Here is a 13,556-nt window from a genome sequence, read left to right as displayed (position 1 = left end):
CCTCCTGAAACGACGAAGCCCGCCGGAGGGGCGGGCTTTCGTTCGGACTGCGGTTGGGTTGAAGGCGGCGGGTCAGGCGCTCTTGCGCCCATCCTCGTTGGCTTCGAGGCGATCAATGCGTTCTCGGAATTCGACCAAGGTTGCCTTCATCTGCGCGAGGTCGGTCTTGGCCTCGGCGACGGCGCGACGGCCGGCGATGTCGTTGTCGAGATCGGCCTTGAGGTCGGCGATGTCGCGGGCCGTCGCCACGAAGGCGGCGTCGATCGCAGTGAAGCGCCCGGAGAGCCACCAAGCGGTGCGGGCGAGCGCGACGCCGATGACGATGAGTTCGACGACGATGCTTCCGGCGAACACCCAAGTGAGGGTGAGCGCCTCGGACGTAGCGGTGACAGCAGGCATATGCGGGGTCTCCGGCAGGGCAAGGCCACCGGCGCGCCTGCGGGCGCGACGGGGCGGCGTGGCGAGTCGGTGGGCAGGTCGAGCGCGGCTGGCGCGCCTTCGCGCCCCGTGCGCGTTTGTGTGCGGACGGTCGGCGATCAGCCGGTCGGGGACGTGAAGGCGAGCGCGTAGAGGACGAGGCGCACCCGGCCGGCGGTGAAGTTGGCGCCATTCGCCGTCACCCGGATCGGTGTGTTCGCGTAGAAGGCGGTCGGGCCGATCACGCCGACGTTGTTCGATCCCAAGGCGACGCCGAGCGAGCCGCCGAATTGGCTCGTATTGCCGGCTATGCCAACGTTGTACGAGGCAGCCCCGGTGATCGCGAGCGTGGTCCGGGAGGCGACCGCCAGCACGATCATGCGGTCGGCAATGACGGCCGCGCCCGTGGTCTCGACAAAGGCACCGGTCAGCACGAGCTCCTGCTCGGCCGCGACGAGGCGAAGCGCGCCGCCGTTTGGTGTGCCCACGAGCCGGTCGCGCCATTCCCCGTCGGTCCAGACGACCGTGATCCGCTCGTCCTCGACGTGATAGCGCCAACCAAGGACGGGCACATAAAAGGCCCAGGCGTTGGTGTTCCAATGCACGATCCGGCCCGTCTGCCCCGCCCACGCGCCGGTGGCGCCGGTCGGCACGATCCAGCGTTCCCCGTTAGCCGGCGAGCCCGGCGGTGTAGTGAGTGTTCGGCTTCTCACACTGCCGTGCACCAGCGCATCGAGGCGGATCAGCGCCTCGTTGTGCGTGACCTCCTTCTGCGCCTGCCCCTGGACGATGAAGGGCAGGCCGAGGTTCGGCGTCGTCATGGCGGATGCTCCGGGAGATTGGGACGGTTCAAGCGAAGAACATGTCGCCCACGACGTCACCGGCCGTGACCGCCGTGGCGTCAGCGTCCGCGAAGCCCGAGACGATCGTGCGGCCGATGCCGGTCGAGAATCCGATTCCGGCCGGTATGTCGTGCTGGGCGAGGCCGTTGGGCGGGATCGCGATGGTGAGGACGACGCCGGTCCCGGCGGTCGGCGCGCTGGCGATGTTGTGCAACTTCACGTAGCGCCAAGCGGCCGCCGCATTGCCGAGGCACCAGCCGACGAGCCGGCCGGCAGCGGCCTTCACGACTGCAGCGTTGGTCGTGGCCGCAGCGATCACGTGATGGATCGTCGCTGCGCCGGTGGCGGTCGCACGCAACTGCAGGCCGACGTCGCCGATCGCCGCCGTCGTCGCGATGAGGCCGACGTTCATCGTAGTGATCGGCCGGGCGTCCTGTCGAAAGACAGCGACGGCCGCGACGGTGCCCGAGCCGTAGGTAGAGACGCGCGCTCGGAAGAAGCGCGCGAACACCGGGAAGACGAGCATGGCCGCGGTTGTGGAAGTCGAGGGATTGTTGCCGGCAGAAGCGGCCGTCCAGAGGGGCGTAGAGCCGGTGACCGCCGACCAGGTCAAGCCGTCGTTCGAGACCTCGTAAGCAACAGTGCATCCGGTGCCCGGATTGGTGATCTGCACCGCGACAGAATTGAAGGCGGGAGCGTCCGGAGGCGCGCAATCCTGGGTGAACAGAGTCGCTGCCGATGTCGCAGAGCCGGTGACGAGAAGCCCGTCCGCGGGCCGCGCAAGCACCGGCACGAGCGCTGCCCGGAGCTGCGCGTCGGTGAGTGGGCCGGTGACCGCCTGCGCGGCTGGGAAGTTGGCGATGCTGATCGGCCCGCCGGCGGCGCCAGCCGACCGCAAGAGCCCGGCGAGCGGAGCGTTCCAGCCGGCGTCCGTCGCGGGAAAGGCGATGCGCGCAACGGCGAGGTTCGGCGCCGTCGCGCCGGAGAGCCGCAGCCGCCAGCGCCATCCCGCCGGGATGGGGATTGCGATCAAGGTCGGAGCGGACGCGGCGACCGAGGGGATCGGAATCCAGTTCGAGGTCTCGCCGTCCGGAAGATCCGGAGCGATCGTTTCGGCGGTCACGAGTCCGCCGCCGAACGCCCCGCGCAGCGCGACATGCGCCACGGCGGAATCGCTCGCGACGGCGTCGGAGACGCCGTTGCCGGTGAAGATGTGCATGGATGTAATCCCTTAGAGTGTCGCGATTGTCGACGTGCCGCGCCCGATCGCGGTCGAGAGCTGGACGACGCGGACGGTGACGCTCGCCTGCGCCGACCCGAAATCGGCGACCTGCTGGGCGGCGGTGTAGATCGCGGTAGGCGCGGAAGCGGTGATGGTCCGGACCACCGTCGCGCCGTTCATCACATCGACCTCGTAGCGCTCGGTCTCTTCATTGAGGGGAACATCCGTCAGATCGCGCCACCAGCCGCCATGGCGGGTGCGGCGGATCCAGCTGATCGACAAATCGCCCGCGCCATTGCGCGTGCCCCGCACATGCGCCGGCGACCATGGCTTCAGGGCCTCGCCGCCATTCGCGAAGGTGATTTGCCCGGACTGGTCCCCGGTCGGCCCCTGTGGCGCCGGCGCGAAGCGCCAGGCGATGGCGAGGCCGATGCTGGAGGCCGAGAAGGTCGGGCGTTCAAGCCGGCCCGGATCGAGCAGCACGAAGCGCGAGCCGATGGCGTGCGTCGCGATCCGGTGCTCGGTCCCGAGCCGCCCGCGCAGCAGGCGCGAGAGCCGATACCGTCCCGGCCCGATCAGCACCGCGTTGGCGAACTGGATGATCTCGCCATTGATCAGCGCGCCGTTCGCGCCATCGAGGATGCGGGTATCGGGCAGGCTTTCGAGCGAGCCGAAGGCGAGTTGAACCTCGACCGAATTGCCGTTGTCCCAGACATGCGCCGGTCCCGGCGCCAGCGCGGTCAGCGTGTCGCCGATCACCGAGGCGACGTCGGCGACGCCGGAGACGGTGTAGTCGAGCCCGTCCGCTGTCGGCCGGAACAGCGAGACGCCCCGGAACGGCGCGCCGCCGAGCGAGCATGCGGCCATATAGAACGAGGTCGCTTCGCCTGCCTCGGCTTCCGTCAGCAACGGCAGGTCCATCAGTTCGACCCGCGTCGGCGCGGCGGTGTCCGGCACGTTCGGCTGGAGGTCACCCGATCCGGTCGGCACGGTGACGAACTGCGGCAGGTCGCCGTCGGTGGCGACGCCGCGCACCAGCACGAGCCCCGGCTTGCCATAGGTCACGGACGTCACCCGAAAGCGGCGGATTGCGCCATCGACCGGCACCTCGATCACGTCGGTCGGATCGATGCGGATCGCGCGCGTCGGCAGCTTGGCTTCGAGCGTGACGCGGCCCTGCCAGATTTCCCGGAGCGCACGCTGAGCGATGGTCTGAGCTTCCTCGACCGAGAGGATCAGCGGCAGCGAGAAGGTGGTCACGCTGCGCGACGTGCCGAGCTGCCTGCGGCCCGTGACGGTCGAACTCTGGTAATCGCGGGCCTCATCGAGATGCACCACGTCGATCGAGATCGGCAGTTCGACATCCTGCGCGCGCTCGATGCGGATGCGCGCCCGGTCCCCATCGCCTTCCGCCGCGCCAAGATCATTGGCGTCGATGCCGACGATGGTTCCGCCGCCGCGCTTGACGAAGCGCAGCACCCCGCCGCTCTCGACCGCATCGAAGAAGAACGCGGTCTGCAGGACCGAGATCATCTCGCGCAGCGACTTGCGCTCCGAGACGACATAACCCGAGACCTCATCGGTGAGGCTCGTGACATCGATGTCGGCATTGGAAAGCCCGGCGCGAAGGCACAGATCGCGCACGATCTCGGAGAGCTGCATGTTGCCGATCTTTCCCTGAACCCAATGGCCGAGGCGGTAATTGTCGCCGTCCTGCCAGACCCGTTTCAGCGACGGGAAAAACGGGTAAGGCCTCGCGTCCCAGCACCAGAGGAAGCGCGGCCCGATCATCCGCCGCCCCTGGCCGTCGAGCGGATTGTTGGCAGGGTCCCGCCACCAATCCTCGGTGCCCTTGATCGCGACGCGCTGGACCACGCGGTCCACTGATCGGTTCGAGTACCAGGGGTAGAAGCTCTCCGCCGACTTCGGATCGACGAAGACGTTCGGGCGGTTCGGCGAGCAGTGCACCGACGGGAAGCCGTATTCGGTGAGCCAGATCGGCTTCATCTTCGGCGTCCAGGCGGTTGGCCCTCCCGTCGGCACGCCTGCCACGCGCGGCGTGTGGGCGTTGTCCCACCACCAGCGCAGGTCCTTGAGCGCCCAGAACGGCTCGCTGATCGGCGACTGGACACGGTTGGCGCCGCGCCCGGCCAAGTCCCGGTCGGCCTCGCTCGCATAGAAATAGCTGATCAGTTCGCCCGAGCCCCAGCCCGCGCCGATCGCCGCCGGGTCGGTGAGCGAACGGTCGGCGTCAGTGATGGGGAAGTAGGCGTCGATGCCGACCGCATCGATGTTGCTGTCGGCCCAGAGCGCGTCGAGCGGGAAGTCCACGTTCGCGCCGCCGCGATCATGGTAGCGGTATTCCGACCAGTCGGCGGCGTAGGTCACGGTGCAGTTCGCACCGAGCCTGGTCTTGGTGTCCGCCGCGATCTGTTGCCAGAACGGCACGGCGGGATAGGCTCCGCTTCCATCCCGGATGCGGTTGAGGCCGACCATTTCCGAACCGATGGCGAAGGCATCGACGCCACCCGCCTGCTCGCAGAGCGTCATGCAGTGGCGGATGAAGCGGAGATAGCCCGCAGGACGGGTGAAGAACCCGGCCACATCCGCCGCAGCGCCGGTGATCCTGCCGCGCCAGGGGAACGGCGCCGGATCGGGCGGCGGGATGTCCATCATGATGAAGGGATAGAAGAGGACCTTGTAGCCCCGCGCTTTCAGTTCCTGAACCGCCCGGATGACCGAGCCGTCGCTGATCGTGCCGCCGTAGGACAGCGCCGACTGTCCATTTGGCAGCGTGTAGGAGGTGACAACCGGCCACACGGAGCGCCCGCCACCTGCGACCGACCAGAGGTGCGGCGCGGTCTCAGCCCCGAATGCGCCCGACTGACCTTGCGCGTACTCGCATTTGGGCACGAGATCGCATGTCGCAACGTCGATCGACGTGCCGAACCAGGCGTAGACGAAGTTGATCCATTCGACGTTCGGCAGTTCGCGCTTCAGATTGTCGACCGAGACAAGGAAGTCCGCGCGCTTCGTGCCGGTGTTGGCGTTGATCGCCGCCTGCGACGTCGCGGAGCCGTGACCGACCTTGCGCACGATCTCGGTGTCGGTGACGAACTCGCCCGAGGCCGGGATCAGGCAGACGCCCTCGACGAGGTGGCGCGCATTGCCGGGATCGTCCGAGCCCCGGTAGATCTCGACCTCGAAGTTCGGAAAGCGATTCCCGAACGGAGTGAGCTTGAAATCCTCCAGCATGACCGTGACAAGGCCGCGATGGGCGGGCGTCCGGCCTGCGCCTTCCACCGCCGCCACCAGTGGATCGGCCTGCTGACTATCCTCGCCATACCCGACCCGGATCGCGCCGACATGCTCGGGATCCAGCATCGTGTTGTTGACCCAGATCCGGTAAACCGCCGTCACCGCGCCTTCGCAGACGCCGAGCAGGATGTCGGCCGAGTATTCGTAGCGCGTGCGAACCGTGGTCTGGCGGCGACCTCCGCCGCCACCTTTGCCGCCACCGCCCGTGGTCTCGGTCTCGGTGATCGCGGTCTCCCTGATGCCGCGCACCCAGATGATGTTGGCGGCGATCCGCCCGCGTCCCCACACCCTCGGGATCGGCTGGCCATAGGCGGAGCCCGAGACCTGCAGATCGGTGACGCGCGCGCCTTCGCTCCTGTTGACGGCCGCGGGGCCGGGGCCGAACAGGTCCTGCTCGATCGCGGCACCGAGATAGGACCCCAGCATCGCGCCCGCCGCCTGGCCAAGCCCGCCGCCAATGGCGTTGCCCGCCCAGGCACCGGCAACGGTCAAGACGAGTTGCGCCACGGATCGGACCTTCAGGCGGTGAGTTCGAACGAGAAGTTGGGCAGGCGGTTGCCGAAGGGCGTGATGGCGAAGCGTTCCAGCACCACGTAGGCAAGGCCGCGATAGGCGGGCGCGAGGCCTTCGGTCGCCGCGATCAGCGGATCCGCCGATTGCGTGGCGTCGCCAAGATAGACACGTCGCGCCACATAGTGCTCGGAGCCGATGGCGTTACCGTCGGCGAACATCTTTCCGATGCTCGTGATCGGTCCTTCGCAGAGCGCCACCGCGACATCGCAGAAATAGACGTAAGTCACGGTCGTGGTGGTCTGCCGGCCCCCGGCACCACCGCCCTTGCCGCCGCCGCCGACTGTCTGCGTCTGGGTTCGCGTCTCCTCGTCGAAGCCGCGCATCCAGATCACGTTGCCCGACAACCGCGCCTTGCCATAGACGCGCGGGATCACCGAGCCGTAGCCGGATGACTGCACCCGCAGATCATGCAGGCGCGGGCCGGTGACGACATTGTTCTGCGTCTTGCCAAACAGCTGGCTGTCAACCATGCCGCCCACATAGGCGCCGATTGCCCCGCCAATGGCAGCGCCAAGGCCAGGCAGCAGCAGGTTGCCGATGACATTGCCCGCGACGGTCAGGACGATCCGCGCCATCAGACGATGCCCGGCAGGCGGAAGGCGGCGCGCGCCTTCTCGATCCAGAACCCGGTCAGTTCCTGTTCGACGACCGCGCCCGCCTCACGGTAGCAATGCAGCAGGCGGTTATCCTCACTCAAGAACCCGCAGTGATGGGCCGGACCCTTGCCGACGCCGAACAGCAGGATGTCGCCGGGCAAAGCATCGGCGATGTCGATCTCGGCGGCATGGACCGCCATCTCGTCACGCAGGCGCTCTTCCGCCCGGTAGAGCGGCCAGGTCGCGGCATAGTTCATCGGCTGGGTGATCGCCCCGATGAACGGCTCGGCCGCGCCGCGCACGAAGCCGATGCAGTCGCAGCCCGCGCCCTTGACCGCCGCCTGATGATGCCAGGGCGTGCCGATCCAGGTGCGCGCCTCAGCGATGAGGGCGGCACGCGTGAAGGTGGTCATGGAGCAACTCCAGGCAAAGTGGGAACCGGTTTGCCGTCCGGAGTTGCGACCAGTGTTCAGGCTCGCACCGGATAGGAGAACACCTTGTCGTTCCCCGGAATGTGCGGCTCGCCCCTGAAGTTCAGGATGTTGGCGAACTTGGCGTTGCAGGTCTCCGGCGTCTTGTCGCAACCGGCGACGAGCACGATCTGGTCGCCGACCACGATGGGCCGCGGCATCGGCACGAACAGCCGGATGGTCTGCCCGTCATGGAGCAGCACCTCGTTGACCGCGCCGGCGTTCGCGCCGCTGGTGAACGTCGCCTTGCCGAACGTGAAGTAGCCGGTCGGCCGCGCGGTCACGATCCGCACGGTGTCGGCCGCGATCACCTGCGTCACGGTGTAGGAATCCGTCCGGGAACCGAGCGAGACGCCGCACTCCGCCGAGCCGAGGTCCGTGCGGCAGAGGCGCGAGTAGAGCTTGCCGGAGGTCTGTTGAAGCCTGTTCGACAATCCCCTGATCTCGGCCTGGAAGCGTTGGTCGGCGCGCTTGATCTCCCCGAGGAAGCCCTTGCGCAGAAGGAGCCGGCCTTGCGACAGGTCCGCCCAGTTAACGAGGAAGACCTCGATGCGCGCTCCGTCGAACAACCCGGCGATCAGGTCTTCCGCCTTGAGCGCTGCATCGTCGAGAAAGCCGTCGACATCGAGGTTGTCGACGGAGAGATCGGAGGCCGTCTTGATCGCGGAAGGCAGGAAGCCGGTGGACGCCACATAGGTCAGCCCATCGACCACGAGTTCGCGGTCATGGTCGGTGAAGCCGCGAACCCAGCCATCGGCCCGCTCAAGCCGCCAGCAGGTCGCAAGCGTGGTCACCTCGCCGGCAAGATGCGCGGCAAGCGCAGGGGTGGTGGGTTTCATGGAATGACGGTGCCTTCGGCTTGGGGTAAGGACGCCGATCTGTGTTTATGGGTCGGTCGGCACCCGCTAAACGCGCCCGGACGAGACCCTTGCAGGTCTTTTTAGGGAAGGCGCATTTGCCGCGAGTTGCGGCTTCGATCTATTTCGCCTGGCCAGCAAGAAGCGCCCGTCCAATCGGCCTCGCGCTTTCGCTTCTCAGCACTATTGAGGTCGTGACCGCGCCGAGAGCCGCGATGCGGTCGACAATGCCTTCCAACGCTTCCGGGTCGGGAACAAGAACCTTGAGCACGAAGCAGTCCTCGCCCGTCACGCGGTGAACCTCGATCACGTTGGGGATCTCGGCGAAGCGCTTGAGACTTTCCTTGATGTGCTCATGCGACGTTCGAAGCCGCATGATCGCGGTGACACCGATGCCAAGCGCCTTGTGATTGAGACGAACGCCATAGCCGAGGATGACGCCTCGCTCCTCCAGCTTCTTCACCCGCTCGGAAATCGCCGGCTGCGACAGGCCGATCTTGCGTCCAAGCTCCGATAGCGGGATGCGCCCATCCTGCTGAAGGGCTTCGAGGATCGCGATGTCCTTGTGATCGAGCGCGTCCGATTGTTGCAAGCCGGACATCCACATTATTCCTTTGGTTCATCGGCAGGAACGCATTGTTTCCGATGATATACCATTCAGCCCAAGCCCCTGTCTGCATATCTTGTTTAGATCGCAAATGAATGAGGGGGCCATGACCAGCTTCGTCACCCTGCCCGGGATCGGGAACTCCGGTGGCTCGCATTGGCAGAGCCTTTGGGAGGCTGCTGACGCCCGGTTTCAACGTTTCGCGCCGACAAGCTGGGATGAGCCGGTCCTGCGTGACTGGATCTCCGCGCTCGAACGCACGATCCTCGCTGCTGCGCCGCCGATCGTCCTGGTGCCGCACAGCCTCGCATGCCTCATGGTCGCTTATGCCGCGGAGGCGATTGCCGGCAAAGTTGCCGGTGCTTTTCTTGTGGCGGTTCCGGACCCCAGTGAGGCGAAGTTCCCCAAGCAGGCAACGACGTTCCGCGATCCACCGGAAATCATGCTCCCGTTTCGGTCGCTGATGATTGCAAGCCGGAACGACCCCTACGGCACATCCGATTACGCCAGGGCGAGAGCGAGCCAATGGGGTTGTTCAGTGATCGACGTCGGCGAACTCGGTCACATCAACGGCGCAAGCGGCCTTGGTGACTGGACCCAGGGCCGTGACCTGCTGACGGCCTTCTGTGCGGGGCTTGGGATCGAGGGCTGAGTGATCAGAGGTGCGAGCAACGATGCTCGCAACATGGTTGGGCCGAGCGATGTTCCCGTTCGTCATGCCCTGATCTCGACCAGCGGGATCGACTGGACGTTCTGCAGGTTATAGGCGCGGCTGATGACCTGAAGGTGGTCGGTGTCGAAGCGCACGGGCACGTCGAAGCGGAAGGTCGCGACAGGCGTCGCCGCCGGAGCCGAAGCAAAGGTGAGCCGCCCCGTCGCGTGATCGATAGTCGGCGTGACGACGTTCCCATTGACGCGCACCACGACCGAGCCGACGACCGGGCGGGTGATGGTGCGGATTTCGACGACGGGGCCGGACGGATAGCGCTTCACCAGCTGGAACACGGTCGCGCTCACCGCCTGGCATTGCTGGTCGGTGGCTTCGAAGTCGCCCCAATCCCGGAAGCGGAAACCGAAGGCGCGGCCCTTGCGGGCGCGGAAGAAGGCGATCACCTCGGCCATCTGCTCGCGGGTGCGGATGCCGGTCGAAATGTCGTAGCGGGCGCGCGAGGCCGACCAGTTCTGGTTCCGCTGCTCGAAGCCGGACGCGACCATCACCACGTCGGTCGAGTATTCCGGGCCGCCGGTCGCGCCGCGCGCGATGGCGTCCGGGAAGGACACGTCATGGAAGCTCACAGGTTGCGCCTCGCCCTCTCAAGCGCCGAGGCCATCTCGGCGGTAATCTGCCCCTGCGCGCGGCGGAACGAGCCGGCGTCTGGCGTCGTGATGTTGAACGTCACCATCATCGGCGCGGCCTGATCGCCCCGCTGGTCGTAGGCGGCGGTTTCCTTGCGGTTCAGCACCCGCTCGCCGGTTTGCAGGATGGCGGGCACCTCGCCCGGCCGGATGTAGCCGCCGCCGTGAAGGCGCGGCGCGCCCGCGAACAGGAGCGCCGGTACGTTGCGCCCCGGCCCGCCCGCGCCGACCAGCCCGCCGTCATGAAACAGTCCGGCGAAGATCTTGCCGAGTTCACCGAAGATGCCGCCGCCGGTCGCCAGCGTCGGCGCGTTGCCGCCGAACAGGAAGTTCTTCAGCGGGTTCATCACCGCGAGCTTGATCAGCTCGTTCATGATGTCGTTGATCGCCGCCTGGCCGGCATTCGCCCACGATTTCCAGTCGGTCTTGCCCTGCGCCAGCAGCGTGCCGAAGCGGTCCAGCGCGTTGCCGATCGCGCCCTGCAAGGCCCGCTGGGTCGCTTCCTGCCGTTGAAGTTCTGTCGTCAGTTGCTGAACGCGGACGGCGTTGGCGACGATGGCGCGGCCTTCCTCGCTCGCGAGGTCGATGCCGCGTCGGCGCAGATCCTGTTCGGCCCGGACCGTGGCCAGCACCGTCTCGCGCTGCTGCGCGGACGCGCCGATCAGGCCGATCTGGGTTTCGATCAGGGCGATCTCGGCGCGCTGATCCTGCAAGGCAACTTGCGCCTCCGCCTGGCGCTCAAGCGCGAACTGACGCCTTGCGGCGGCGAGCGCTGCCTGTCCTTCGGCTCCCGCCGGATCGATCCCTTGCCGCCGAAGCTGCTGCTCGGCGCGGATTATGGCGATCGCTTCCGAGCGGGCCGAGGCTCCCTGCTTCAGGAGCTCGACCTCGCGAGCGAGACCGGTGTTCTGCTGTTCGTAGTCGAAGGCCGCCTCGCGGCCCGCCGTTTGTCGCCCGAGCTGGTTGAGCCGCCTGATCTGCTCTCGGGAATAGCTGGCATCGGGATCGTTCGGATCGATACCGAGCCGCTTCAGCTCCTGCTCGAAACGCAGCTGATCGACGCCCTCACGGCGTGCGGCCGGACCGCGCCGCACCAGCGACAGTTCCCGTTCACGCAACGCGATCTCGTCGCGGCGGCGCTCGATCCCCTGAAGCAGGTCCGTGCGGTTCTGCTCGCGGTGAAGCTGCTCGTAGGCTTCGCGCGTGCGGTCGATGATACGGCCGAGCTTCTCCTTGGCCTCGCCCTCGGCCAGCGTCTGCGCCGTGATCAACGGGCGCAGCGCCTGCTCGACCTGCATGATCTGCTGGGCGCGCTGGGACGACAGCGCACCCGACGCGATCGCTTCGTTCAGACGGCGCTGGCCGTCGATCTGGCGGCCCAGTTCCGATACCTGCCGGGCGGCCTCGACCGCCTGTTCGGCAATCCGCTCCCGCAAGGCCTGCCGCGCGCGTGTCTCCGCGTTGACGCCCTCGCGGGCCTGATCGACGAGCCCTTGCCGGCGTGCCTCCGCGCGGACGGCAGCCTCGGCGCTTTCGAGATAGGCCTCGGCCAGCGAAAGCGTCGCGCGGATCGAGATGTCCGTGGCGGACGTCTGCTCCACCACGGCCTGCGTGGCCGCATCCACCGAGGGTCGATACCGGGCGAGTTCCGTGATGACACGCCGATAGGCCGCTTCGACCTCCGCCACGTCGGCCAGTTTCGACCGGACCAGCGGATCGGCGAGCGCGGCGCGGAGCACGCCTTCCTGCGTCCGCAGCCGCTCGATCTCGCGCGCGCCGGGGTTGGTATCGCGGGCGATCTCACCGGCGCGGACCGACTGCTCATTGGCGCGGGCTTCCGCGGCGATCCTGCGGGCTCGCTCCTGCTGGTCGGCGAGTTGCCGCTCGATCTCGGCGATGCGCCGCTCGACCTGTGGCAGCATGAGCGGCACGACATTGCCGCGCACGTTCGCCCGGAGCCGCTCCTGCTGCCAGCGCAGCAGTTCCAGCTCGTCCGTGGGTGTGCGCCCATCCACAGCCCGGTCGATGGCCTTACCGAGCGCGTCGAAGGCGTTCGAGGCCGAGCGCCCGACGAACTGCCAGGCCCGCCCGAGCGCGTTGACCGCCTGCTCGGCGTCGGCCAGCGAGGGCGCGAGCGCGTTCAGGATGACGCGCTGCGCCTCCGCCCGGTTGTTCTGGTCGACCAGCGTACGGACATAGGCGCGGGTGCGGTCGTCCAGGAAGCGGATGCGGTCGTTGAGTTCGTCCGCGCCGCGCAACGGATCGGCCAGCGCACGGGCGAGTTCCTCGGCAGCTTGCTTCGTGTCGACGCCGAGCGTGACGCCAAGGTTGCGCGAGACCGCGATGGCGCGGCCCATTTCCTCCGCGCCGATCTTGCCTGTCGCTAAGAACGCGACCTGCATGTCGCGCGCCGTCGACACCGAGACCTTGCCGGCATCGGCAGAGGATTGCGCGACCTGTTCCAGCTGCACGGCGGTCGCGCCGGACGCGCGGCCGACGCCCGCGAGCGCGGTGGCGACCGCCCGCGTCGAGGCGTCATTGGCGAACCACGCCGCCGTGAGCACGCCAACGGAGACGGCGACGCCCGCGATGACGCCGCCGACAACGCCGATGGCGGAGCCGAGCGTCATGATCGTGCCGCGCAAGCCGCCGAAGGCCTGTGTCACCTGTCCGCCCTGCTGCATCAGGATGGTCATCGGCGACATGCCGGTGGACATCGACGCAATCACGTCGTTCACCGTGTACTGAAGCGTCATGACCTGCTGGGTCGTGAGCTTCGAGTTGGCGCCGACGCCTTTGATCGCCTGTGCTGTCTGATCGAAGCGCGACTTCGCCAGCGCATTCGCCGCCGCCTGCTCGGCGGTGGTGATCGCGCCACGGCTGGCGAGCGCTGCATGCTCGGCGAGCTCGGCATTGAGCCGGTCCTGCGCCGCTGAGAGCGGATCAAGCGTCGCGCGCAGCGCCCGGGCTCGGGCCTCATAGCGTTCGGCTTCCCTCGCGGCCTGTTCGAAGACCTCGGCCGACGCGCGCGCCGAACCCGCCGCCTGACGATCGACGCCCAGTACCTGATTGAACCGCCCCTGCGCGGCGTCGGCCTGCGCCGCCATGCGGGCGGCTTCCGCCAGGCGCTTGAACCGGGCGGTCTCGCGATCGGTCGCGGCTCCCGTCTTCTCAAGCGCCCGGTCGACTTGCCCGAAGGCCTGCGTACCCGCCTGGCCGACCTCCTCGAAGGCGCGCTTGACCTCCGCCTTGCCCTCGACGCCGAGGCGGATCGAGACCTGGGTGGTGGACATGGGCG

At 67.7% G+C, this 13,556-nt stretch carries 11 protein-coding genes; 1 reads left to right on the top strand and 10 read right to left on the bottom strand.

Going from position 1 to position 13,556, the window contains the following annotated elements:
- Window positions 1-72: 72 nt before the first annotated feature.
- From Q0C57_RS15965 to Q0C57_RS15930, 8 genes are all read right to left on the bottom strand, one after another.
- Window positions 73-399 carry a hypothetical protein gene (locus Q0C57_RS15965; protein WP_296577533.1) on the bottom strand — a complete coding sequence of 109 codons (327 nt, stop codon included), beginning with the start codon at window positions 397-399 and terminating at the stop codon, window positions 73-75.
- Window positions 400-536: 137 nt separating this feature from the next.
- Entirely contained in the window at window positions 537-1,238 is a 702-nt protein-coding gene (locus tag Q0C57_RS15960) for a DUF2793 domain-containing protein (protein ID WP_296577531.1), read from the bottom strand.
- A 28-nt stretch (window positions 1,239-1,266) separates the two neighbouring features.
- A complete protein-coding gene (locus Q0C57_RS15955; RefSeq protein WP_150288515.1) occupies window positions 1,267-2,478 on the bottom strand; it encodes a hypothetical protein in 1,212 nt (403 codons plus the stop codon).
- A 12-nt stretch (window positions 2,479-2,490) separates the two neighbouring features.
- Window positions 2,491-6,306: a glycoside hydrolase TIM-barrel-like domain-containing protein gene (locus Q0C57_RS15950; protein ID WP_296577528.1), complete on the bottom strand. Its 3,816-nt coding sequence runs from the start codon at window positions 6,304-6,306 to the stop codon at window positions 2,491-2,493.
- An 11-nt stretch (window positions 6,307-6,317) separates the two neighbouring features.
- Entirely contained in the window at window positions 6,318-6,947 is a 630-nt protein-coding gene (locus Q0C57_RS15945) for a glycine zipper domain-containing protein (protein ID WP_296577526.1), read from the bottom strand.
- Window positions 6,947-7,381 carry an NlpC/P60 family protein gene (locus Q0C57_RS15940; RefSeq protein ID WP_296577524.1) on the bottom strand — a complete coding sequence of 145 codons (435 nt, stop codon included), beginning with the start codon at window positions 7,379-7,381 and terminating at the stop codon, window positions 6,947-6,949. The genes Q0C57_RS15945 and Q0C57_RS15940 overlap by 1 nt, the downstream gene beginning before the upstream one ends.
- Window positions 7,382-7,437: 56 nt before the next feature.
- Entirely contained in the window at window positions 7,438-8,277 is an 840-nt protein-coding gene (locus tag Q0C57_RS15935) for a DUF2163 domain-containing protein (protein ID WP_296577522.1), read from the bottom strand.
- Window positions 8,278-8,416: 139 nt separating this feature from the next.
- Window positions 8,417-8,896, bottom strand: a complete 480-nt coding sequence (locus Q0C57_RS15930) for an Lrp/AsnC family transcriptional regulator (RefSeq protein ID WP_296577520.1) — start codon at window positions 8,894-8,896, stop codon at window positions 8,417-8,419.
- A 112-nt stretch (window positions 8,897-9,008) separates the two neighbouring features.
- Here Q0C57_RS15930 and Q0C57_RS15925 point away from each other — a divergent pair, with 112 nt between their 5' ends.
- Window positions 9,009-9,554, top strand: coding sequence for an alpha/beta hydrolase (locus Q0C57_RS15925; protein WP_296577518.1), 546 nt, complete (start codon window positions 9,009-9,011; stop codon window positions 9,552-9,554).
- Between the two features lie 62 nt (window positions 9,555-9,616).
- On the opposite strand, the gene Q0C57_RS15920 is transcribed toward Q0C57_RS15925, so the two are convergent.
- A complete protein-coding gene (locus tag Q0C57_RS15920) occupies window positions 9,617-10,198 on the bottom strand; it encodes a DUF2460 domain-containing protein (RefSeq protein WP_296577516.1) in 582 nt (193 codons plus the stop codon).
- On the bottom strand, window positions 10,195-13,551 hold the full coding sequence (locus tag Q0C57_RS15915; RefSeq protein ID WP_296577514.1) for a phage tail length tape measure family protein: 3,357 nt from the start codon (window positions 13,549-13,551) through the stop codon (window positions 10,195-10,197). The genes Q0C57_RS15920 and Q0C57_RS15915 overlap by 4 nt, the downstream gene beginning before the upstream one ends.
- Window positions 13,552-13,556: the final 5 nt, after the last annotated feature.

Origin of the sequence: Phreatobacter sp., assembly GCF_022843985.1 — a bacterium.
Taxonomy (GTDB): domain Bacteria; phylum Pseudomonadota; class Alphaproteobacteria; order Rhizobiales; family Phreatobacteraceae; genus Phreatobacter.
This window is presented reverse-complemented; position numbering and strand designations above follow the sequence as displayed.